The organism is Tenacibaculum jejuense (genome assembly GCF_900198195.1).
In the GTDB taxonomy this organism is placed as follows: domain Bacteria; phylum Bacteroidota; class Bacteroidia; order Flavobacteriales; family Flavobacteriaceae; genus Polaribacter; species Polaribacter jejuensis.
Window position 1 is genome coordinate 4,145,422 of record NZ_LT899436.1, and the last position, 23,047, is coordinate 4,168,468.

At 31.4% G+C, this 23,047-nt stretch carries 17 protein-coding genes; 7 read left to right on the forward strand and 10 right to left on the reverse strand.

The features are described 5' to 3' along the window. Positions 1-119: 119 nt before the first annotated feature. The 9 genes from AQ1685_RS18170 to AQ1685_RS18210 form a co-directional block, all read right to left on the reverse strand. Entirely contained in the window at positions 120-761 is a 642-nt protein-coding gene (locus tag AQ1685_RS18170) for a response regulator transcription factor (RefSeq protein ID WP_095074478.1), read from the reverse strand. A 283-nt stretch (positions 762-1,044) separates the two neighbouring features. Next, complete coding sequence (locus AQ1685_RS18175) at positions 1,045-2,538, reverse strand: tetratricopeptide repeat protein (protein ID WP_157730277.1); 1,494 nt, start codon at positions 2,536-2,538, stop codon at positions 1,045-1,047. A gap of 334 nt (positions 2,539-2,872) precedes the next feature. Then, entirely contained in the window at positions 2,873-4,510 is a 1,638-nt protein-coding gene (locus AQ1685_RS18180; RefSeq protein ID WP_095074481.1) for a tetratricopeptide repeat protein, read from the reverse strand. A gap of 277 nt (positions 4,511-4,787) precedes the next feature. Continuing rightward, a complete protein-coding gene (gene nqrF, locus AQ1685_RS18185) occupies positions 4,788-6,101 on the reverse strand; it encodes an NADH:ubiquinone reductase (Na(+)-transporting) subunit F (protein WP_095075115.1) in 1,314 nt (437 codons plus the stop codon). 2 nt (positions 6,102-6,103) lie between these two features. Then, the gene (nqrE, locus tag AQ1685_RS18190) at positions 6,104-6,844 is read right to left on the reverse strand and encodes an NADH:ubiquinone reductase (Na(+)-transporting) subunit E (protein WP_095074482.1); all 741 of its coding nucleotides are present in this window, start codon (positions 6,842-6,844) and stop codon (positions 6,104-6,106) included. Positions 6,845-6,871: 27 nt separating this feature from the next. Further along, positions 6,872-7,516: an NADH:ubiquinone reductase (Na(+)-transporting) subunit D gene (locus AQ1685_RS18195; RefSeq protein ID WP_095074484.1), complete on the reverse strand. Its 645-nt coding sequence runs from the start codon at positions 7,514-7,516 to the stop codon at positions 6,872-6,874. Positions 7,517-7,518: 2 nt separating this feature from the next. Then, a complete protein-coding gene (locus tag AQ1685_RS18200; protein WP_095074485.1) occupies positions 7,519-8,259 on the reverse strand; it encodes a Na(+)-translocating NADH-quinone reductase subunit C in 741 nt (246 codons plus the stop codon). Between the two features lie 2 nt (positions 8,260-8,261). Beyond that, positions 8,262-9,467, reverse strand: a complete 1,206-nt coding sequence (locus AQ1685_RS18205) for an NADH:ubiquinone reductase (Na(+)-transporting) subunit B (protein WP_095074486.1) — start codon at positions 9,465-9,467, stop codon at positions 8,262-8,264. 4 nt (positions 9,468-9,471) lie between these two features. After that, on the reverse strand, positions 9,472-10,818 hold the full coding sequence (locus tag AQ1685_RS18210; RefSeq protein ID WP_095074488.1) for a Na(+)-translocating NADH-quinone reductase subunit A: 1,347 nt from the start codon (positions 10,816-10,818) through the stop codon (positions 9,472-9,474). Positions 10,819-10,979: 161 nt separating this feature from the next. Here AQ1685_RS18210 and AQ1685_RS18215 point away from each other — a divergent pair, with 161 nt between their 5' ends. Genes AQ1685_RS18215 through AQ1685_RS18225 form a run of 3 tightly spaced genes read left to right on the forward strand, consistent with a single transcriptional unit; the run spans position 10,980 to position 13,740 of the window. Further along, entirely contained in the window at positions 10,980-12,191 is a 1,212-nt protein-coding gene (locus AQ1685_RS18215) for a type IX secretion system plug protein (protein WP_095074489.1), read from the forward strand. A 47-nt stretch (positions 12,192-12,238) separates the two neighbouring features. Further along, positions 12,239-12,625 (forward strand): Co2+/Mg2+ efflux protein ApaG, encoded by a 387-nt coding sequence (gene apaG, locus AQ1685_RS18220; protein ID WP_095074491.1) that lies wholly within the window; start codon positions 12,239-12,241, stop codon positions 12,623-12,625. After that, positions 12,625-13,740: a DUF3667 domain-containing protein gene (locus tag AQ1685_RS18225; protein ID WP_095074493.1), complete on the forward strand. Its 1,116-nt coding sequence runs from the start codon at positions 12,625-12,627 to the stop codon at positions 13,738-13,740. The genes apaG and AQ1685_RS18225 overlap by 1 nt, the downstream gene beginning before the upstream one ends. Here the strand turns inward: AQ1685_RS18225 and AQ1685_RS18230 are convergent. Further along, the gene (locus tag AQ1685_RS18230; protein ID WP_095074495.1) at positions 13,732-14,436 is read right to left on the reverse strand and encodes an NRDE family protein; all 705 of its coding nucleotides are present in this window, start codon (positions 14,434-14,436) and stop codon (positions 13,732-13,734) included. The two genes, AQ1685_RS18225 and AQ1685_RS18230, sit on opposite strands and share 9 nt — an antisense overlap. A gap of 131 nt (positions 14,437-14,567) precedes the next feature. Here AQ1685_RS18230 and pruA point away from each other — a divergent pair, with 131 nt between their 5' ends. The 4 genes from pruA (at position 14,568) to AQ1685_RS18250 (ending at position 23,023) form a co-directional block, all read left to right on the forward strand. Beyond that, positions 14,568-16,193 carry an L-glutamate gamma-semialdehyde dehydrogenase gene (gene pruA / locus AQ1685_RS18235; protein WP_095074497.1) on the forward strand — a complete coding sequence of 542 codons (1,626 nt, stop codon included), beginning with the start codon at positions 14,568-14,570 and terminating at the stop codon, positions 16,191-16,193. 137 nt (positions 16,194-16,330) lie between these two features. Beyond that, positions 16,331-17,965: a DUF1800 family protein gene (locus AQ1685_RS18240; protein ID WP_095074498.1), complete on the forward strand. Its 1,635-nt coding sequence runs from the start codon at positions 16,331-16,333 to the stop codon at positions 17,963-17,965. 24 nt (positions 17,966-17,989) lie between these two features. Beyond that, positions 17,990-19,633 carry a DUF1501 domain-containing protein gene (locus AQ1685_RS18245; RefSeq protein WP_095074500.1) on the forward strand — a complete coding sequence of 548 codons (1,644 nt, stop codon included), beginning with the start codon at positions 17,990-17,992 and terminating at the stop codon, positions 19,631-19,633. 165 nt (positions 19,634-19,798) lie between these two features. Further along, a complete protein-coding gene (locus AQ1685_RS18250; protein ID WP_095074501.1) occupies positions 19,799-23,023 on the forward strand; it encodes a S41 family peptidase in 3,225 nt (1,074 codons plus the stop codon). Positions 23,024-23,047 lie beyond the last annotated feature (24 nt).

Consider the following 23,047-nt stretch of genomic DNA (forward strand, 5'->3'; position numbering starts at 1 on the left):
TGTAAATGGAGAAGTACAGATTGTATGAAAATTACATGAAATTGTATGGGCAATAATAAATGTCCATACAAATGATGGTAATCGTATTAATTAAGAGGAAAAAATAAAGTCAAATACTTTTACTCTATGTATTTCATTTTAATAGCATAACGTGTTAAACCTGCTAAATTTCTTACTCCTAGCTTTGAAATTAATGTTTTTCTATAGCTTTCTATGGTATGTTTACTTAAAAAAAGTTGATCTGCTATTTCTTGAGTTGTGTGTTCTTTAGCTATAAGAGTAATTACATCTATTTCTCTTTTTGTTAATTGTATTTTATTTTTTTCTTCTTCTTGTTTTTTCTTAAAATAAACATCTTTAATGGTTCTAGAAAAAAACTTCTTTCCAGATAAAATGGAATTTAGAGCTTCTATTAACTCTCTTTTAGTCGCACTTTTAGAAAGATAACCATCAACATTATATTGTATTAATTCTTCAATCATTTCAGCATTAGTATGCATACTTACTATTAATACTTTTATTTTAGGAAATTTATCTTTGACTAGTTTGGTAAGTTCAATTCCTGTAATTTCTGGCATTGAAATATCTGAAATAATTAAATCAATGTCTTTTTCAGAGTTAATTTCTAAATATTTAAGAATCTCATTCCCATTTTTCACTCCAAATACAACATTAAATTCTTCTTCAGTTTCTAGCATCCCTTGAAGGCCTTCTCTGAACATAGAATGATCATCTACAATTATTAAATTAAATTTTCTCATTAGGTTTATTATAGGGAGTTATTTAACAAAAGAGACTCTAAAAGTATTATATTTTTTTTAAGAACTAATTTTTAATGTATCATTTTAAACAAAAAAAACCAGCATTTAAATGCTGGTTTTTACTAACTACTTAATTAGGGTAATTTATTCAAATTAAATTAGGGATTATTAAAATGGTGGAAAACCACCCCCGCGTAGTGTTTGAAAACTCTTCACAGTTCAAAAGTAAATCAAGTACCCAAAAAACACCCAAAAAAAAGAGTGATAAAAAGTGACATATATGTTAAAGGTTCTGAATAAACCACTCTAACTCTTGATTTTTAGGTACTTTCATTTTTTTTCTGATTCTATATCTCAAAGACTTTATTGAGTCGATACTTGAATTTCTTATGGATGCAATTTCTTTAATCGACAGGTTTAATCGTAAAAAAGTACACACCTCTCGCTCTGTTTTTGTGAGTTCAGGATATTTATTAATAATAAATTGATCAAAACCTTGATTCACTTCATTAATTTTCTCCTGTAGTGATGATAATTTATTTTCTGTATTGATTTGATTCTGCAATTTTAACAATAATACATTCGCATAATTCTTAACTTCATCTGAACTCGAATCGTCTTTATCTCCTTTTATTTGTTTCGACAAATGTTTTATAAACTCAAGACGCATTGTGTTATCTGCTATTAATCCTCTTAATTCAGATTCTGATACTTTTATTTTTTGCGCTAATATTTCCTTTTTTAATTTTTCTTTTTCAAATTTATCTTCAATTCTTTTAGATCTAGCCTTGTGATCTCTCCATAACAAGAAACCAATAATTATGAAGAAGAAAAGAATTAAAACTGTAGTTACTACGTATGATCTTAATTTTATTTCTTTTTTATTCGCTAAAATTTCCAAATCTCGTTTTTTAACTTCGAAATCTCGCTTTAACTCAAGTTCTTTAATCTGTCTTTGTTTTTTTAAATTGAAAATTGAATCTGAATATTTTTTATAATATACTTGGTATTGGTATGCTTCTTCGTAATTCTTTAATTTATAAAGAATCTTACTTTTAATATCTGAAACTTTAGATAATCTGTATTTAAAACCTTCATCTTTTGCTATTACCTCTGAAGAATCTAAATATGCCAAAGACTTCTTATATTCTTTGAGTTTATAATAAGAATAGCCAATATTAAAATATGTAATACCTACATTTCTTTTACTGTGATTTTTTTTTATAAAATCTATATTATTCAAGTGAACTTCTAAAGATTTATCGTAACGATTCTGAAAAGCGTACAAAATAGCCCTATCGTTATTCACGTTACTTAGTCTTAATTCATTTTTTGTTCTACGAAAAATTTTTAGTGCCTTGTCGTAATAAAAAAGTGAAGAATCTATTTTTCTTAGTCTTCTGAAAGACCCAGCCATACTTGTATAACATCTTCCTGTTAGTGTAGAATCATTGATCTTTAAGGCTAAATCAACTGCAAATCTGTAATTTTCAATAGCACGTTTATTCTCATTCAAATATTTATAAACTCTTCCCTCTCTTAGATATAAATCTGCAACACTAGCTGTATCTTTTAATGCTTCAAAGACTTTTTTAGCATCCATATAGTACATTAAACTTTCAGTGTAGTCGCCTGTTCTATACGTAACACTTCCTAGGTAACGTAAAACTTTAGCATAATTTACTTTATCGTCTTTTAATACTAAATCTTCTGCTTCTTTAAAATATAATTTGGATTGTAATACATCTTTTTCTAGGAAATAGTCTCCTTTTTTCATCAAAAAATTCAACTTTTTGTCATAACTATTTAAAGAATCTAAGCTTTTTAAAATTTTTTGCCGTACAGAATCTTTTTTTTGAGCTAAAGAAGTAATACTTCCAATAAGAAAAGCTATTATGAGGTATTGTTTAATCATGCATTAAATTAAAAAAAAAACCAGCAATATTATTGCTGGTGCATCTACTAAAAATTGGGTAATTTAATTCAAATTAAATTAGGGATTATTAAAATAGGGAAATTACCCTTGTAGCTTTAAAACTATTTATACGACAAATGTATAAGAAGTGATTAAAAAACAAAAAAATAGCCGGTAACAAAAAGTGACAACAGACTTACAAACTCTGTATAAAGCGCTCTAACTCTTGGTTTTTAGGTACTTGCATCTTTTTACGAATTCTATACCTTAATGCCTTAATTGAGTCTATACTTGCATTTCTGATAGAAGCAATCTCTTTAATTGACAAATTTAAACGTAAAAAAGAACAAACTTCACGTTCTGTTTTAGTCAAGTTTGGAAACTTTTCTATAATTATTTGATCAAAACCTTGATTCACTTCATTTATTTTATCCTGTAGTGAAGACAATTTATTTTCTGTGCTTATTTGATTTTGTAGTTTTAATAATAAGCTATTTGCATAAGCTTTAACTAAATCTGAATTTGTTTCATCTTTATCTTCTTTTATTTGCTTTGATAACTGTTTTATGAATTCTAATCGCATTGTATTGTCAGCAATCAACCCCTTCAATTCAGACTCTGAAACTTTAATTTTTTGGGCTAATATTTCCTTTTTAAGTTTCTCTTTTTCAAATTTATCTTTTATCCTTTTTGCTCTAGCTTTATGATCTCTCCAAACTAAAAAACCGATAATAATTGTAAAAAATAGAATTAAAACGATGAGTAGTACGTATAATCGAAGTTTTAACTCTTTTCTTTTTGATTTCGTTTCTAGTTCCTTTTTTTCAATTTCAAATTCATTTTTTAACTCAAGCTCTTTTATTTCTTTTCTTTTCTTGACAGAATAAACAGAGTCAGAATATTTTTTATAGAGCACATGATTTTCGTAAGCTTTTTTGAAATCTTTTTTCTTTCTAAAAATATGACTTCTTCTTCTGTAAGCACCAACTAATTTTTGTTTGAATTTCTCTTTTTTTGCTAACGCTATTGAAGAATCGGTGTACTTTAAAGATTTATCGTAATCTTTTAAAATATAATATTCAGAAGCAACTATAGAATATGCAATTACAGTATTAGACTTATCGTCTGTATTCTTTAAGTACGCTAAACTGTTTAAATGAATTTTTAATGCTTTATCATATTGTTTCTGCTTACCATAAAGAATCGCCATATTACTATTCACACTATTAAGTCTTTCTTCGTCTTTTAGTGCTGTAAAAATTTCAATGGCTTTTCGGTAGGATATAAAAGAAGAATCAATTTTTTTTAATGCCCTATATGAACCACCTAACATATTATAAGATCTGGCGATTATAGTACTATCTTTTTTATTAGAAACTAACCGTATAGCTTCGTTAAATGCATTAATTGAAGCTCTGTACTCTGCTACTATTTTATGCAACACTCCAATATGAATATTTGCATCGGCCATTTTTAATGTATCAGAAAGTTCGTAGTATAATTTTTTAGATTCCATTCCATATTTCATACTTACATCAAACTCTCCTCTATCTCTATAAATTAGCCCCAATCGTTTCAAAATATGTGCTCTATTAGATAAATCATCTTCGTTTAAAATACGCTCTGCATAAAGATAATATTCCTCTGATCTAGCATTGTCTCTTTCAGATAAATCATCAGCTTTATCTATAATAGATTTTATCTTTTCATCATAGTTTACAATTTTGTCAATTTTATTTCTAAAATTGAAGTAAGTAGAATCTAATTTTTGTGCGTGTAGTAAAATTGTAAAAAAAGAGAGTAATAATAGCAGTATAGTTTTCCTAGAATTCATTTACTAAATATATAAAAAAACAGTAATTGGTGATGACCAGTGCTATTTATTTGAACAATTTAGATTAGAATATTTTGAATTTAAATAATTAGAATTGTCTCTGATGTAAAAATTATGAAATTATAAATGTAGTAGTTTTTATATACTTACAACCCTGTTAATCTTTATAACAATAACATATCATACCGATTTAGAATAACATAATCGTCCATAATACTATTAATTAGGCAAAAAAAAACCAGCACGAATGCTGGTTTTTAATTTATTGTGATATTTCTTATCCTCCAAAGTCATCAAAACGGATGTTTTCGTCATCAAGACCAAAATCTTCACCCATTTTTTGTACTGCTTTGTTCATTAATGGTGGTCCACAGAAATATAATTCTAAATCTTCAGGACTTTCATGTTTAGATAAATATTGGTCTATTACAACTTGGTGAATAAAACCAACAAAACCATCACCTGATTCATCATTAATATCTTTTTTAACTTTCCAGTTATCTTGCTCTAACGGCTCTGATAATGCCAAATAGAATTTGAAGTTTGGAAAATCTTTCTCTAATGCTCTAAAGTAGTGAATATAGAATAATTCTGCTTTAGAACGACCTCCATACCAATATGTTACTTTTCTACCAGTTTTTAATGTTCTGAATAAATGATAGATATGTGAACGCATTGGTGCCATACCAGCCCCACCACCAACATATAACATTTCAGCATCAGACTCGTTGATAAAGAATTCTCCATAAGGTCCAGAAATCGTTACTTTATCACCTGGTTTTTGATTAAAAATGTAAGAAGATGCTACACCAGGATTTACATCCATCCATGCATTTTTAGCTCTATCCCATGGTGGAGTTGCAATACGTACATTTAACATGATTTCTCTTCCCTCTGCAGGGTAAGAAGCCATAGAATATGCTCTTTCTACAGTCTCATCATTCTTCATTACTAATGGCCATAATCCAAATTTATCCCAATCTGCTTTGAATTTATCTGGTTCACCTGGATGATCATCTGGGTGAGCAGTAATATCCATATCTTCATATTTTACTTCACATTGAGGTATTTCTATCTGAATATATCCACCAGCTTTGTAGTCCATTTCTTCAGGAATTTCAACTACAAATTCTTTAATAAAAGTTGCTACGTTATAGTTTCTTACAACAACAGCTTCCCATTTCTTAATTCCAAAAATTTCTTCTGGAATAGAGATATCCATGTCTTGCTTTACCTTAACCTGACAAGCTAAACGGATACCATGTTGTAATTCTTTTCTTGTAAAGTGAGGTGTTTCTGTTGGTAAAGCTTCACCTCCACCAGAATTTACGTGACACTCACATTGCACACAAGAACCACCACCACCACAAGCAGATGGCAAGAAAATCTTTTGATTACCTAAAGTAGATAATAAAGTTCCTCCTGATGGTACTTCAATTGTCTTTTCACCATTGATCGTAATTTTAACTGGACCAGATGGTGCTAATTTTTGTTTTACAAATAATAACAGTGCTACTAATAACAAAGTAACTGTTAAAAAAGCTACTACCGTTATTGCGACTGTTCCTCCTGTATTTACTTCTAAAAACATCATTACTTTGTAATTTCTTTAGTGTTATTTGCTAATTTTTCAGCTTTCTTATCTACATCCTCTTTAACCTCTACTTTCACTTCTGCTTTAGTAGTAGCTCCTTCTTTTTTAGCTGCATCATCTCCACCTGTTAACATACCACCGAAACTCATGAATCCGATAGCCATTAAACCAGTAATAATGAATGTAATTCCTAATCCTCTTAATGGACCTGGAACTTGAGAATATCTAATTTTCTCACGAATAGCAGCAATTGCTAAAATTGCTAAGAACCATCCGATTCCTGAACCAATTCCGTAAACAAAAGATAATCCTAAAGTAGGAATCTCACGAGACTGCATGAATAAAGAACCTCCTAAAATGGCACAGTTTACAGCGATTAACGGTAAGAAAATACCTAAAGAGTTATATAAAGCAGGTGCAAATTTCTCAACAATGATCTCTACTAATTGTACCATAGTTGCAATTGTAGCAATAAACATAATGAATGATAAGAAACTTAAATCGTAACCTGCATATTCTTCACCTAACCAAGATAAAGCTCCTGGTTGTAATAAATATTGATCTAATAACCAGTTCACAGGAACTGTTACAGCTAATACGAAAATAACTGCCGCTCCCATACCTACAGAAGTAGATACTTTTTTAGATATTGCTAAGTATGAACACATTCCTAAGAACGTAGCAAATACCATGTTATCTATAAATATCGACTTAAAAAATAATTCTATGTACTCTAACATAATTTTTTTCTTTTAATATGAGTTAGACTAATCTTCGATTAATGCTTTATTTCTACTACGTTGTACCCAAATAATAATTCCAACTACGATTAAAGCCATTGGCGATAATAACATAAATCCGTTATTCTCGTAACCTATCGCATATAAACCAGTTTTTTCAATTGGATCACCTAAAACTTTAAATCCTAATAAAGTTCCAGAACCTAATAATTCTCTAAAGAATCCTACAATAATTAAAATTACTGCATATCCTAAAGCATTTCCAATACCATCTAAGAATGATCTCCATGGTCCATTTCCTAAGGCAAAAGCTTCAAAACGTCCCATAATGATACAGTTTGTAATAATTAATCCAACGAATACCGATAGGGTTTTACTTAGTTCATAAGCAAAAGCTTTTAGTACTTGATCTACAATAATTACTAATGCAGCAACTACGATTAACTGTACAATAATTCTAATTTTTGATGGTATAATATTTCTCATTAATGAGATTACCACATTACCTACTCCTAATACAAATAATACAGAAATAGACATTACTATTGAAGCTTGTAATTCTGCTGTAATTGCTAAAGCAGAACAAATACCTAATACCTGAATTGTAATCGGGTTATTATCCGCTAACGGATCAGTGATTAGTTTTGCGTCTTTCTTTGATAAAAGTCCCATAATTATTTTAATGTTTTAAAGTAAGGTACATACAATTTTAACTCAGACTTGATCATCGCTGCAACACCATCTCCAGTAATTGTAGCTCCAGCAATTGCGTCTACCTCATTATCTGTTTTATCTTCGTTCTTAGGATCGTTATTTGATTTTGAAACTGCAATTCCTTTGAATTGTCCGTTATTCATCAAATCTTCTCCTTCGAAGTCATCCATAAAATAACGTTGCTTGATATTAGCTCCTAAACCTGGAGTTTCTCCTTTATGATCGAAAAAAACACCTTGAACAACCATATCTTTGTCCATTGCGATATAACCCCAAATTGCATCCCAAAGTCCTTTACCTCTAATTGGAGCTATATAGAATGTTTTACCATCTTTTTCTCCAACAAATAATGGTAATTTTCTTGCCTTACCACTTTTAGCTAAAGTTTGTTGCTTTTTAATATCAATTAAATATGCCTTATCATCTTCTGCTGGAACATTATTCTCAATAACTAGCTGTTTTTTGATATACTTTCCAAACTCACCTTCTACTTTATCTTTAGATACAAATGCGAAACTACCACCTTCATTCTCATTTATACCCATTGCATATAAAATATTTTGTTGCTTCTCAATTTTTTGATTTGCAGAAATCATTGGACGCAACGATGACGCTGTAAAAGCTAACAACGCACCTACTACTAACACCATTCCAATGGCGAATAGCACTGTATATGAATTACTATCTGTTTTATTGCTCATTATTAGGCCGTTTTTACTTTTACTCGTTTAAGTCTTCTTTTCACATTACCTTGTACAACGTAATGATCGATTGTTGGAGCAAATACGTTCATTAATAGAATTGCTAAAAATACTCCCTCTGGATATGCTGGGTTGAATACACGAATCATAATTGAAATAAAACCAATTAAGAAACCATAAATCCATTTTCCTTTATTTGTTTGAGAAGCAGTAACCGGATCTGTAGCCATATAGACAGCTCCAAATGCTAAACCACCAATCATTAAATGCTCATACCAAGAAGCACTCATTAATCCGTAAAACTTACTTGTATCAGCAATGATGCCATTGCTTGCTACAGCGTTAAAGATTAATCCCATTACAGCAGCTCCTATGAATGTAGAAACAATAATTCTCCAACTTCCAATCTTTGTAAAGATTAAGAAAGCAGCTCCTAACAAGATTAAGAATGTAGATGTTTCTCCAACAGAACCAGGTATAAATCCAAAGAATTTTTCAAACATTGTATATGTTACTTCTTGATTTTGTGCATAACTACCTAAAATAGTTTCTCCAGAAATAGCATCAGCAGAACCAGCTCTATTCACAGCATCGTGTACCCATACCTTATCTCCAGACATCCATGTCGGATAAGCAAAAAATAAGAATGCACGAATTGTTAAAGCCGGATTCAAAATATTCATTCCTGTTCCTCCAAAAACTTCTTTACCAATAACAACTCCAAAGGCAACTGCTACTGCAAGCATCCATAATGGTAAATCTACTGGTACAATTAATGGAACTAACATTCCTGTTACTAAATATCCTTCTTCTACTTCGTGCCCTTTTATTACAGCAAACACGAATTCTATAGCTAAACCAACTCCATAAGATACAATTACAAGAGGTAATATTTTAATAGCTCCAATCCATAAGTTTGATAAACTCCAAAAACTTCCGCTAAAAAAACCTGTTACTCTCTCTACTTCTCCTGCAGCTAAATGATGCTGATAACCTGCATTAAGCATTCCAAAAATTAAACATGGAATTAATGCCATAATTACCGTATTCATTGTACGCTTCAGATCATCTGCAGCTTTAATGTGCGTACCACCATGAGTGGTTTCGTTCGGTAAATATAAAAAGGTATGGATTGCATTGAATGCAGGAGCCATTTTAGTCCCTTTATATTTTTCTTTTAAATTGTGTAAATTTTGTTTTAAGCTCATAATACTATCCTAATTCTTTCATCATTAAATCTAAACCTTCACGAATAATTTTCTGATGTGGTTGTTTTGAAACACAGATAAATTCTGTTAAAGCAAAATCCTCAGGTGCAACTTCGTAAGCCCCTAAACCTTCCATTTCATCAAGGTCTTTATACATACAAGCTTTTAATAGTTGCATCGGATAAATGTCTAATGGAAAAACCTCTTCGAAAGAACCAGTTACTACAAAGGCTCTATGTTCTCCATTGGTATTTGTATTTAAATCATACTTTTTCTTTGGACTTAACCAAGAAAAAGTTAAAGCTCTTGAAGTAGATATTTTGTTGAAAACTGGTTTATTCCACCCAAAGAATTCATAATCATCTCCTTCCGGGATAGCAGTAACTTGGTTGTCATAAAAACCTAAAAATCCGTTTTCATCAACTTGTAAACCAGATAAAACATTACCGCTAATAACTCTAGTATTGTCGTTATTTAAGTTTCCTTTTACTACATCAGAAATTTGAGCTCCAGCAATCACAGAAACATATTTAGGTTCATTAATTTTAGAACCTGTTAATGCAACTTTTCTCGTGATATTAAATTTACCCGTTAAAAGTAGTTCGCCTATTACGATTAAATCTTGCGGAGTAACTACCCATACAACTTCACCTTTGTTAATTGGATTTACTTGTGCTATTTGAGTACTTACATTTCCTACTGGGTGAGGTCCTTTAACATTGTGTAACTCTACTCCTTTTGCAGATGCTAAAGGTGACTTAGCAGATCCTACAGAAACATGAACTTTACCTTCAGTTAATTTTGTTAATGCAGTTAAAGCGGCATTTAACTCTGCTTCTTTACCTTCTAAAACATAATCGTAATCTGCAGCTAAAGGCGCACTATTATATCCTGATACAAAGATTGCTTTTGGTGCTTGATTTGGATTAGCAACAACATCATACGGACGCTGCTTAATGAAAGGCCAGCATCCAGAAGCAAATAGGTGATTTTTAATTTCTTCACCAGACATTGCATCTACATCTACCTTACCAAAGTCTTTATGATCTTGCGTTCCGTTAGTTGTAATTTTTATCTCTAAAACTTTTCTACGAGCTCCACGAACAATCTCTGTTACTTTACCACTTACAGGACTTGGAAATAAAATACGCTCGTCACTTTTATCGTAAAAAAGTGCCTCACCTGCCTTTACTTCAGTTCCTTCTTTTGCTAAAATTTTAGGGATAACGCCGTGAAAATCATCTGGCTTTACAGCAAAAACACTACCTAATGGAAGTTCGGTAGTTACCTGCTTTGCTTCGCCAACGAGCTTTATATCAAGCCCTTTTTTTATACGGATGTCTTTTGACATAGTAACTAATGTATTTGATTTTCTTAAAAAACACGCAAATTTAATTATTTTAAAATCGACCCAGTAGCGAATCATCACTATATCTTACAATCACCCTCTTATTTATATTAGTTCTAAATAAAAGATTGCGCTTTGGCCTACATTTTGGTATTTTTGTTCCTATGAAAAACTTTCTTTTTTTATTTCTTGCTTTTTTTTGTGCACTTATTAACGCACAAAACATCAAAACCATACAACTTATTCCTGTTGGAAGTAAAACAGCAGTACCTATAGCAAGATTGGGCTCAGCTTTAGAATTAACATTTGATGATTTAGATGCTGACAATAAAGAATATCAATACAAAATTGAGCATATGACTTACGACTGGAAACCTAGCAATTTACAGTCTAATCAATACATTAATGGTTTTGAGCAAAACTATATTATCGACATATCTAACTCATTCAATACACTTCAAAGTTATTCTCATTACAAACTGAGAATACCTAATCAAAACACTACAATAACTAAAAGTGGTAATTATTTGCTTTCAATTTTAGATGAATATGACGAAGTTGTATTTACAAGAAGGTTTGTTTTATATGAGGATATTACTACGGTTGGTGTAAATGTTATTCGAAGCAGAGACATCAAGACAATAGAAACTCAGCAAACTGTTCAATTTATTGTGAATCATGAGAATTTATTCATAAATAATCCAAGTCAAGAAATCAAAATACAATTGTTACAAAACAGCATTTGGGAAACCGCTGTAACAAATTTAACGCCTTTATTTATCAGAAATAATCAACTCGTATACAACCACACTCTTAAGACAAACTTCTGGGGAGGAAATGAATATTTTAATTTTGACAATAAATATATTAGGAATACAAACGTAAATATTGCTAAAACTGAAAGAAGAGATCTTTTTCACAATTATCTTTATACAAATGTTGAAAGAAACGGTAAACCTTACACTTATTTTCCTGATATTAATGGTCAATTCACAATTAGAACTTTAGATGCTGAAGATGAAGCTACAGAAGCAGATTATGCTATGATGCACTTTTCTTTAGAAGCATACTCTCCTTATGATAAAGATGTTTATGTCTATGGAGCATTCAATAATTTCCAGCTAAATGAAGAAAATAAAATGACCTATAATGATGATGAAAGTATTTACGAAGCCTCTATTTTACTAAAACAAGGTTTCTATAATTACACATATGTAACTGTTGATGCTAATGGAAAAATAGACCCTACTGAAATTAATGGCTCTTTCTTTCAAACTGAAAATGTTTATAATGCTATTATTTACTACAGACCTTTTGGTGGCTTGTTTGATCGTGTTGTTGGAGTAGGACTTGGATACTTTGATCAAAACAGGTAAATTTCGACCAAATTGTAATTCTAAATAAAAAGCAGTATATTTAGTATATGTTTCAACAGATCACAAAAGGAATTAAAATATCAGTTAAAACCACATATAACGGTACAATATACAGAGGATATATGCAACATTATGCCTTCAGTTATTTTGTTACTATAAAAAATACGTCTAATGAAACCGTACAGTTACTTGAACGTTTTTGGACAATCTATGATGCTTTAAATAATACTGAATATGTGGAGGGAGAAGGTGTTGTAGGACAAATGCCAATAATAAAACCTAATGAAGAATACAATTACAGATCTAACTGTTTTCTACTTTCTTCGATAGGATCAATGACAGGAAAATATAAAATGAAAAATACAGAAACTCTTGAAGAGTTTTTAGTAAACATACCTACTTTTCAACTAACTACTACACCGACGCTAAATTAATGGCGAAAAAAAATAAATCGATTAAAAGCAACGAGCCTAACTGTTTGAATTGTGGTTATACTTTTGAAGGCCATGAATTATTTTGCCCAGCTTGTGGACAAAAAAACAAGGACAAAAGAGTAACTTTTGGAAGTTTTGTAAAAGAAGTTTTTGCAGGTTTCTTTTCTTGGGACGCTAAATTTTGGAGAACTCTAAGACCGCTTTTATTCAACCCAGGTAAGGTATCAAAGGATTATATAGAGGGCAAACGTGTTAAATACAGTAACCCTTTTCGTTTTTATTTAACCACATCAGTTTTATTCTTTCTTCTTATCGGTTTAAACAACACTATAAAAGAATATAGAGAGCTATCATCTACAGACACAAAAAATGAGAAAAAAGTTACAGTAAAACAGGTTTCTGATTCAATAAAAAAAGAGATTAACACCAATAAAAAACAACTTACAAACGCTGGAATTGGAGGATTCAAAAGAGGTTTACAAGAAGGTATGAAAAAAGGTATGCAAGACGGAATAAAAGGAGCTACTTATACTATAGACAGTATAAAAGAACCTGATAGTTTTGACAGCTTCATAAAATTTAACTCTGATCACCCTAGATTATCGACAGATGAAGCTTTGGATAGTTTAGGTGTCGAAAAAAATTTGAATAACAGGCTAAAATATTCTAAAGCAAAAACTTTTGCATCACTTATTAATGACGGAGACGGTGTTAAATCTTTTATAGATAATTTAGTCTCTAAAACATCTGTTGCCTTATTCATTTTACTACCAATTTTCGCATTATTTTTCAAGCTAATTTATATTCGAAGAAAATTCACTTATGTAGAACACCTAGTCTTTATATTTCATATCCAGACAGTATTTTTCATTGTTTTCATCTTGTTTGTTTTATTCGACATAGGACTTCATGAACAAATGGAAACCAAAGGCTCTACAGTAATTTCAATACTTATTTTTTCCTTTATGATTTATCTTTTTATAGCCATGAAAAGATTTTACAAGCAAGGCTTTTTCAAAACATTTATAAAATACTGTTTTGTAAATTTCACCTTTATGTTACTTGCAAGCATAGGAATATCTGTACTTTCTGTAGTAACCTTTATGTTAAACTAATAAACGAGACACTTCTTCAGCTACATAATCGATGTATTTTAAAGAAACCTCTTCTTTATTTTTTAGTACGGAAGTAGTAGAAACGGTCTCTACACGTTCTCGTTTCATTTTAATTGAAGTTGCTCTACATCCTAAATTCTCATTTTGATGGAAATTTAAAATATCAGACTGCTCAAAAACTTCTCTTTCTTTTAACCAATCAGCAAACCAACGTTTTCTTTGTTGCTTCATTTCAGCATCATACAATGTCGAACTTGACCAAATATGTGGTTCGTGAGATAATTTTTCAAATACTTTTTCTTCTCCTGTCCAAACCAATTCATAAGCTTCTAATCCATTATTCCAATCAACTAAAACAATCGTAAATGGCTCTATGTTGGTTAAATCTAAATTCTCCACATATCTCACTGCATCGTCAGAAGTTAATAATTGCTTCACTATAATTCCTCTACTATGCTTATACTTACTCTTTTTAATATGATTTTTTAAACCTCCATTCAGCAAACAAACTAAACGATCTTTTCCACTTATTCCGATCCAAGTACCACCAGCTAAACTATCTTTTGGATAAAATAACTCCACATTATCTTCAATGTATTTTTGAGGCTCTATGGTATTTCTCTTCGGATCTTCATCTCTATTAGATGTTAAAATAAAATCATTATTTCCTAATGGCAAGTATGTAACTGTACACATTTAATTTTCCTTTAAAAATAGATTATCCCCTTTTGTAGTAGCATTATAAAAACTATCATTACAAAAAGATCTAAAAATTGTAACTTTGTTACACCAAAATTATCATATATAAATTCAATACACAAACAACCATGGGAAAAGGATTTTTCAATGTACCTATAGCTGTAAATGAACCTGTAAAAGCTTATGCTCCTGGTTCTCCAGAAAGAGAAAGCGTTTCTGCACAATATAAAGCATATTTTAACGGATCTGTTGATGTACCAATGTATATTGGAAGTGAAGAAATCAGAACAGGAAATACTCAAAACATGACTCCTCCACACGATCACCAACACGTTGTTGGTCAGTATCACGTAGGAGACAAATCACATGCGCAAAAAGCTATAGACACTGCTTTAGAAGCTCGTAAAGACTGGGCTCAAATGCCATGGGAACAAAGAGCAGCAATATTTTTACGTGCGGCTGAATTAATTGCAGGTCCTTACCGTGCAAAGATTAATGCAGCGACAATGATTGCTCAATCTAAAACTATTCACCAAGCTGAAATTGATGCAGCATGTGAATTAATTGACTTTTTACGTTTTAACGTAGAATACATGTCTGATATTTACAATGAACAACCTAATTCTGATGATGGAATTTGGAATAGAGTTGAATACAGACCTTTAGAAGGATTTGTTTACGCAATTACACCATTTAACTTTACAGCAATTGCAGCTAATTTACCTGCTTCAGCTGCTATGATGGGGAACACAGTAGTTTGGAAACCTTCTGACAGTCAAATTTTTTCTGCTAAAGTAATTGTAGATATTTTTAAAGAAGCTGGTGTTCCAGATGGAGTTATTAATGTAATTTACGGTGATCCAGTTGAAATTACTGAAGTTGTATTATCTTCTCCTGATTTTGCTGGTTTACACTTTACAGGATCTACTTTTGTTTTCAAAGAATTATGGAAGAAAATTGGAGAAAATATTCACACATACAAAACGTATCCAAGAATTGTAGGAGAAACTGGTGGTAAAGATTTTATCGTTGCACACCCTTCTGCAAATCCAAAACAAGTTGCAACAGGTATTTCTCGTGGAGCATTTGAATTCCAAGGACAAAAATGTTCTGCTGCTTCAAGAGTATATTTACCAAAATCTATTGCTGATGAAGTGTTAGGTTATGTAAAAGAAGATATTGCTTCTTTTAAAATGGGATCTCCTGAAGATATGAGCAACTTTATAACTGCTGTAATTCATGAAGGTTCTTTCGACAAGTTAGCTAAATATATTGATCAAGCTAAAGCTGATAATGATGCTGAAATTTTTGCTGGTGGTAATTACGATAAATCTAAAGGATACTTTATCGAGCCAACAGTAATTTTAGCTAAAGATCCAAAATATACGACTATGGCTACTGAATTATTCGGACCTGTAGTTACTATTTATATTTATGAAGATGCTGATTGGGCTAAAACACTAGAATTAGTTGATGGAACTTCTGAATATGCTTTAACTGGGGCTATTTTCTCTACAGACAGATATGCAATTGCTGAAGCTACTAAAGCTTTAGAGAACTGTGCTGGTAACTTCTATATTAATGATAAACCAACAGGAGCTGTTGTAGGACAACAACCATTTGGAGGAGCTAGAGCATCTGGAACAAATGATAAAGCTGGTTCTGCACAAAACTTATTACGTTGGGTGTCTCCAAGATTAATCAAAGAAACTTTTGTTTCTCCAACTGATTATAGATATCCGTTCTTAGGTTAAATCTCAACCAGAACTTATAAATTCAAAAAGACCAGAAATATTTCTGGTCTTTTTTCGTTAATAACAAAAATGTTATTAATTTTATAACTGATATTTAATACTTAACATATTACGTATCAACACTTAATCCCCATAACATGAATTATCTAGATCAATATTCTGGACCTTTAGGTTTAAGAAAAGCTAAACATTTGTTGCGTAGAACGTCTTTTAACTACAGTAAAGAAACACTACAACAGTTTGCTACATTAACACCAGAAGCAGCATTTAACCAATTAATTACCAATCAAAACAACCTTTGGTCTGAACCTTACGACCCTAGACCAGAAACGGCGCCAGATGGTAACTGGACATCTTCTACTGAACACCCAAATACATTTGATGGGCATTTCAGGAAAAGAAGAATTATAACTTCTTGGTGGTGGTACAACGGAATGAATCAGAATTCTTTGATTCAGAAAATGACTTTCTTTTTACATACCTCATTTACTGTTTCTAAAGATGACGGAGCTGGTTTTTCTACTAACTTTTACGATCATCTTTTACTTCTAGAGAAATACGCACTGGGAAATCTTAAAACATTATCAAAAAAAATCACTTTTGATAATTCTATGTTAGATTTTTTAGATAACACTCAGAATAATGCTAATAATCCAAATGAAAATTATGCTAGAGAATTTTTAGAGCTTTTTACTATTTTAAAAGCAGAACAAATTGGAAATGGGGATTATACAAATTACACAGAATTAGATGTTCAACAAGCTGCAAAAGTTTTTTCTGGTATAAAAATTCAAACTGATAGAAGCATAATTGATGCTGAAACAAACATACCTAAAGGAAGAATAGATGTTAATAGACATGATCAAGATAACAAAACATTTAGCCATGCTTTTGATAATACTACAATTATAGGTAGTGATACAGAAATTGGTATTGTACAAGAACTTAGCGATTTTGTAGAAATGGTATTTAGCAAAGAAGCTACTGCTATTTCATTCATTAGAAAGCTTTACAGATATTTTGTTAAAAGCGAATGGAATGACACTGTAGAAGAAAATGTAATTAAACCATTAGCGACAGAATTAAAAGATGGTGATTATGAAATTCTTCCAATCTTAAAAAAACTTTTAACATCTAATCATTTTTATGATTTAGATGACACAAATGCTGATGATAATATTATTGGTAGTATTATAAAAAGTCCTTTGCAACTAATTAACGAAGTTATTTCATTCTTTAAAATGAAAATCCCGGATCCCGCAACAGAAGTTGAAGACTTTTATCAGTTTTTCAACTTTGTTCATAATATCTATTTAGCTGCAGGAGGAATGTTACTATGGTCTCCAGACTCTGTTGCTGGATATCCAGCACATTATCAAAGCCCAGATTTCGATCGCCATTGGTTCTCTTCTAATACCGTTTTAGCTAGATACAAACTAATTGAAAGTCTTTTAACTGGGCGAAATAAGATTCGATTTAACAATAATATTAGAGTTGAATTAAATATTGTTGACTTTATTGATAATAACATTACCGAACCTTTATTAGCTAGAGAATTAATAACTGAATTAGCAAGCTTTTTATATCCTGAAGACATTAGTGATGAAAGAGTAACATATTTTGCCCAAAACTTACTTGAAGGTTTCCCTGATTACTATTGGACAGACGCTTGGATTCAATATAAAAGTTCAGGCGACGATACAATTGTTAAAACAAGATTACATGCATTAATTATACAAATGATAAATGCACCAGAATTTCAATTAATGTAATATTCCATCCCCAAAACTTACATCATGAAAAGAAGAAATTTCATAAAATTAGCCACTGCGACTTCTGCACTTGGATTAATGCCTTTAGAAATTAATGCATTACTAAAAACAGTAGATTTGCCAATAGATTGTGGAGATATATCAAATAGAAAATTAGTATTGGTAAACTTAGTTGGAGGAAATGATGGTTTAAATACAACTGTACCAATAAATGAGTACGATAAATACGCCAATTTAAGACCTACTATAAAAATACCTAACTCGGGTGCCAATAGTTTTATCACTTTAGACGCTACATTATCAGGAAACAGACAATTAGGTTTACACCCAGCTCTTACAGGATTTAAATCTTTATATGATGCTGGTGAACTTAGAATTTTACAATCTGTAGGGTACCCGTCTCAAAATAAAAGTCATTTTGCTTCTAAAGATATTTACTCTACTGGAAACGATGGAAATAGCTGGAACAACGGAAATGATTCTGGTTGGATTGGAAGATTTATGGAAAAATTTTATCCAGAAGAAACAGAAGCAGCATATCCTTTAGGTGTACAAATGGGATCTTCTAAAACTGAATTAGGATTCCATGGAGCAGAAGAACACGGATTATCTATAAATATTACTGGACAAGATCCAGCTGGTTTTTTTACTGAAATTAGCAGTTTAGGAGGCGACCCTCCTTCTACTATTCCAAACAGTGACTTTGGAACTGAATTAGATTATATTATCGATGTAAACAAAACTTCAAACAAATACTCAAAAGCAATTTCTGAAGCATTTGACAAAGGAAAAAATGCTGTTACAGCTACCTATGAAGACAATGATTTATCCAATCAATTAAAAACGGTAGCTCGTTTAATTAGTGGAGGACTACAATCTAAAGTATACTTGGTAAGTATTGGAGGATTTGATACTCATGACAGTCAAATAGAAACCAATGGAGACATAAAAGGTAAACATCATGAATTACTAACAGAAGTTTCGAACGCAGTTGAAACATTTATAAACGATGTTAATGATCAAAACTTAGGAGATGATATCGTTGGATTAACATATTCTGAATTTGGTAGAAAGGCAAAAGAAAATGGAAACTTAGGAACTGACCACGGAGAAATAGCTCCTATGTTTATTTTTGGAAAGCCAGTTAACGGCGGTGTTTCTGGTGTTAATGTAGATTTATCTGAAGCAACAGATGATAATAACTACCAAATAGAAACTATACAATTTGACTACAGACAAACAATAGCTACACTATTACAAGACTATCTAGGTGCTTCTGACACAGTTATAGACAATACTTTTTTCAATTACAGTAATAATCAAAGTTTTATCAATCAGAAAATCCCAGAACTGATCAAAGATTCTCATTCTATTGCTACAGGATGTATAGTTGACACTAGTATCCCTGAAGGAAATAGTAATGAAAAAAAATGGTTTGTTTATCCAAATCCTTTTACAGACAGATTAAATCTTAACACTTTACAAGAAGAACTACCTGGAGTAAATTACAAGCTTTACAATTACAGAGGTAAACTAATTACTCAAGGAGCAAAACAATCTATAAATAACACTGTATTAATAGACATGCCAGATTTAGCATCTGGAATTTACTTTTTACAAGTAGAAAGTAGTGGTGTTACAGAAAATCATAAAGTATTTAGATTATAACAATCTTATTTACAACATCAAACGAAAAATCACACACTAAAAGACAACTCGTATGAGTTGTCTTTTTTTTTATCATTAACTTTTTTTTAACTAACCTTACCCCACATTACTCGTCTTATATTGTGTACTTTATAACAAATTTTATTGATAACCAAACGAATTCTAATGAGAAAGCATTTAAAAGCAGTCTTGTTTCTATTGTCTTTATCAACTTTAACTACAATAGCACAAGAAACAAGATTACTTAGACAGCCAACAATAGTAAAAGATCAGATCACGTACTGCTACGGTGGTGACATCTGGACAACAAACCTAACAACCAACAAAACAACTAGATTAACATCTACACCCGCAGTTGAAAGCAACCCTCATCTTTCTCCTGATGGAAAATGGATTGCTTTTAGCTCAAATCGTTTCGGAAGAGGCGATGTTTTCTTAGTTCCAACAAGTGGCGGAGAGGCTAAAAGATTAACTTGGCATCCTTCTGGTTCAAGTGTGCGTGGTTGGTCTAATGATGGAAAACGAATTCTTTTTGCTTCATCTAGGAACACTGCTCCTAGTTCTTATAACAAACTCTATACAATTTCAGTAAACGGAGGACCAGCTCAAAAAGTAGCAGATCAATGGGCTTTTTCAGGTTCATATGCTTCAGATGAAAGTAAAATAGTTATAGATCGAGTATCTCGCTGGGATACTGAATGGAGAGATTATCGTGGAGGACAAAATACACCTCTAATCATCTTAGATCTTAAGACTCAACAAGAAATATTACTCCCGAACAACAAAACAACTGATAAACAACCTATCTGGATTAACGATAAAATCTATTTTCTTTCAGACAGAACTCATACTTCTAATATTTGGTCGTATGATGTAAAAACAAAAGCTGTAAACCAAATCACGAAATATAAAGGAACTGCTATAAAATCGTTAGGAGGAGATAAAAATCAGTTAATTTATGAACAAGACGGATACTTACACCTTCTAAATTTAGATTCTAAGAAAACAACTCAACTTAAAATAGAATTAAAAGGAGACTTTCCTTGGACTGCAACCAAATGGGAAAATGTAAACTCCAGAGTAAACTTTTCTAGTATTTCTCCTAATGGTAAAAGAGTTTTAATGAGTGCAAGAGGAGATATTTTCACTGCTCCTGTAGAGTTTGGTGATTCAAGAAATATTTCTCAATCTTCTGGAGCTGCAGATAGAGCTCCAATATGGTCTCCAAAAGGAAATGAAATAGCTTGGTTTACTGATAAAGACGGTAAAGGCTATGCATTACATATTACAAATCAAGATGGTAGTAACGTAAGTAAAACTATTTCTATCGGAGTATCTAAGATGGCTTGGAATCCAGTTTGGTCTCCAGACGGAAAGTATATCGCTTTTACGGACGATGACACTAGAGTTAGAATAGTAAATCTTGAAACCAAAAAGATTCAAACTATAGATAACGCTGGAACTAACCTTGAGAGAGGTCGTTTAGGCGTAACATGGTCTCCTGATTCTAACTGGGTAGCATACGCAAAATCCGGAGATAATTCATTACGACAAATAAAAGTTTGGTCTGTAAAAACAGGGGAAACTAATGTAATTACAAATAATTTTGCCGATTCTTTTTCACCTGCGTGGGATTTAGATCATAAACATCTTTATTTTCTAGCCAGTACAGATTTAGCTTTACAGTCTGGCTGGGCAAATACCAGCGCCATGACTGCAAGACCAAATTATGCCGTTTATGTTGTTAATTTAAATAAAAAAGATGAATCTCCTTTTAAAGCAAAAAGTGATGAAGAAGCTGTAAAAAAAGAAAATAAAAAAGGAGAAACACCTAAGAAAAAAGAAGATAAAAAATCAAAAAAAACTAAAAAAGAAGTTATTATTGATTTTGAAGGTATAGCAAGAAGAATTTTACCATTACCAATACCAAATGGTTCTTATTATGCTATTGATGCAGGACCAAGTGGATTTGCTTTTATTTCAGACAGGAGTACCGTTCATAAATTTGACCTGAAAAAACTAAAATCGAAAGAATTTGGAAAAAGAATTCGAATTAGAGCAATTTCTCCAAACGGAAAACATATGCTGCTTTCTTCTAGAAGAATATGGAAAGTAATTAAAACAACTGCTCCCAATGCTAAAGCTGCTAAAACTGTAAAAATCGACTTCAATATGAAGTTAGATAGACTTAGTGAATGGAATCAAATGTTTGAAGAAGCATGGCGATACGAACGTGATTATTTTTATGATCCTAATTTACATGGAAGAAACTGGAATACAGTATACAAAAGATACCAACCTTTAGTAAAACATATAAAACATCGTTCTGATTTAAATTATATTCTAGATCAGGTTAATGGAGAATTATCTGTTGGTCATAGTTTTGTTCGTGGTGGAGATTATCCGAGAACAGATCGTTCATCTGTAGGTTTATTAGGTGCAGACTTTAAAATAAACAACAACAAATGGCAAATTCAAAGAATATATACTTCTGAAAGCTGGAACCCAGGATTAAATGGACCATTGGATCAACCAGGAATGAATGTTAAAGAAGACTACTATTTAGTTGGAATAAACAATAATGAAATTACCTCAAAGGATAATATTTATCAGTTTTTAGATGGAACTGCTAACAAACAAACCGTAATTCACATCAATTCTAAACCTACTTTTGAAGGCTCATGGAAAGAAATTGTTAAACCTATTAGAAGTGAGAATTCTCTAAGACAAAGAACTTGGGTAGAAGATAATCGTCGTTTAGTTGATAAATTATCTGACGGAAAACTTGCCTACATCTGGGTACCAAATACAAGTGGTGCTGGTTTTGTTTCTTTTAACAGATATTTCTTTGCCCAACAAGACAAAGAAGGTGCTGTTATCGACGAACGATTTAACGGTGGTGGTTTATTAGATGATTACATGGTTGACTTAATGACAAGAAAACCTAGAGCCGCACTTACTAATGAAGTTCCAAATGGAAAACCGATGCGTTTACCAGCAGGAATTTTAGGTCCGAAAGTTTTATTAATAAATGAACTTGCAGGTTCTGGAGGAGATTATTTTCCTTGGGTTTTTAGACAACAAAAAGCTGGATTATTAATTGGTACAACAACTTGGGGAGGTTTAGTAAAGTCTTCTACGCATTATCGATTAATAGATGGTGGTTCTCTTACCGCCCCAGACAATGCTGTTTTTGATCCTGTAAAGAATGAATGGATTGCTGAAAATACAGGTGTGGCTCCAGATATTTTTGTACGCCAAGATGCTTTATCACTTTCACAAGGTAAAGATCCTCAATTAGAACGAGCAGTTAAAGAGGCTTTAAAACAATTAAAAGGAGATTTAAAAATTACAGTGCCTAAATTTCCAACACCAACAAAATCAAATTAAAAATTATAAATATTGAATCAACAA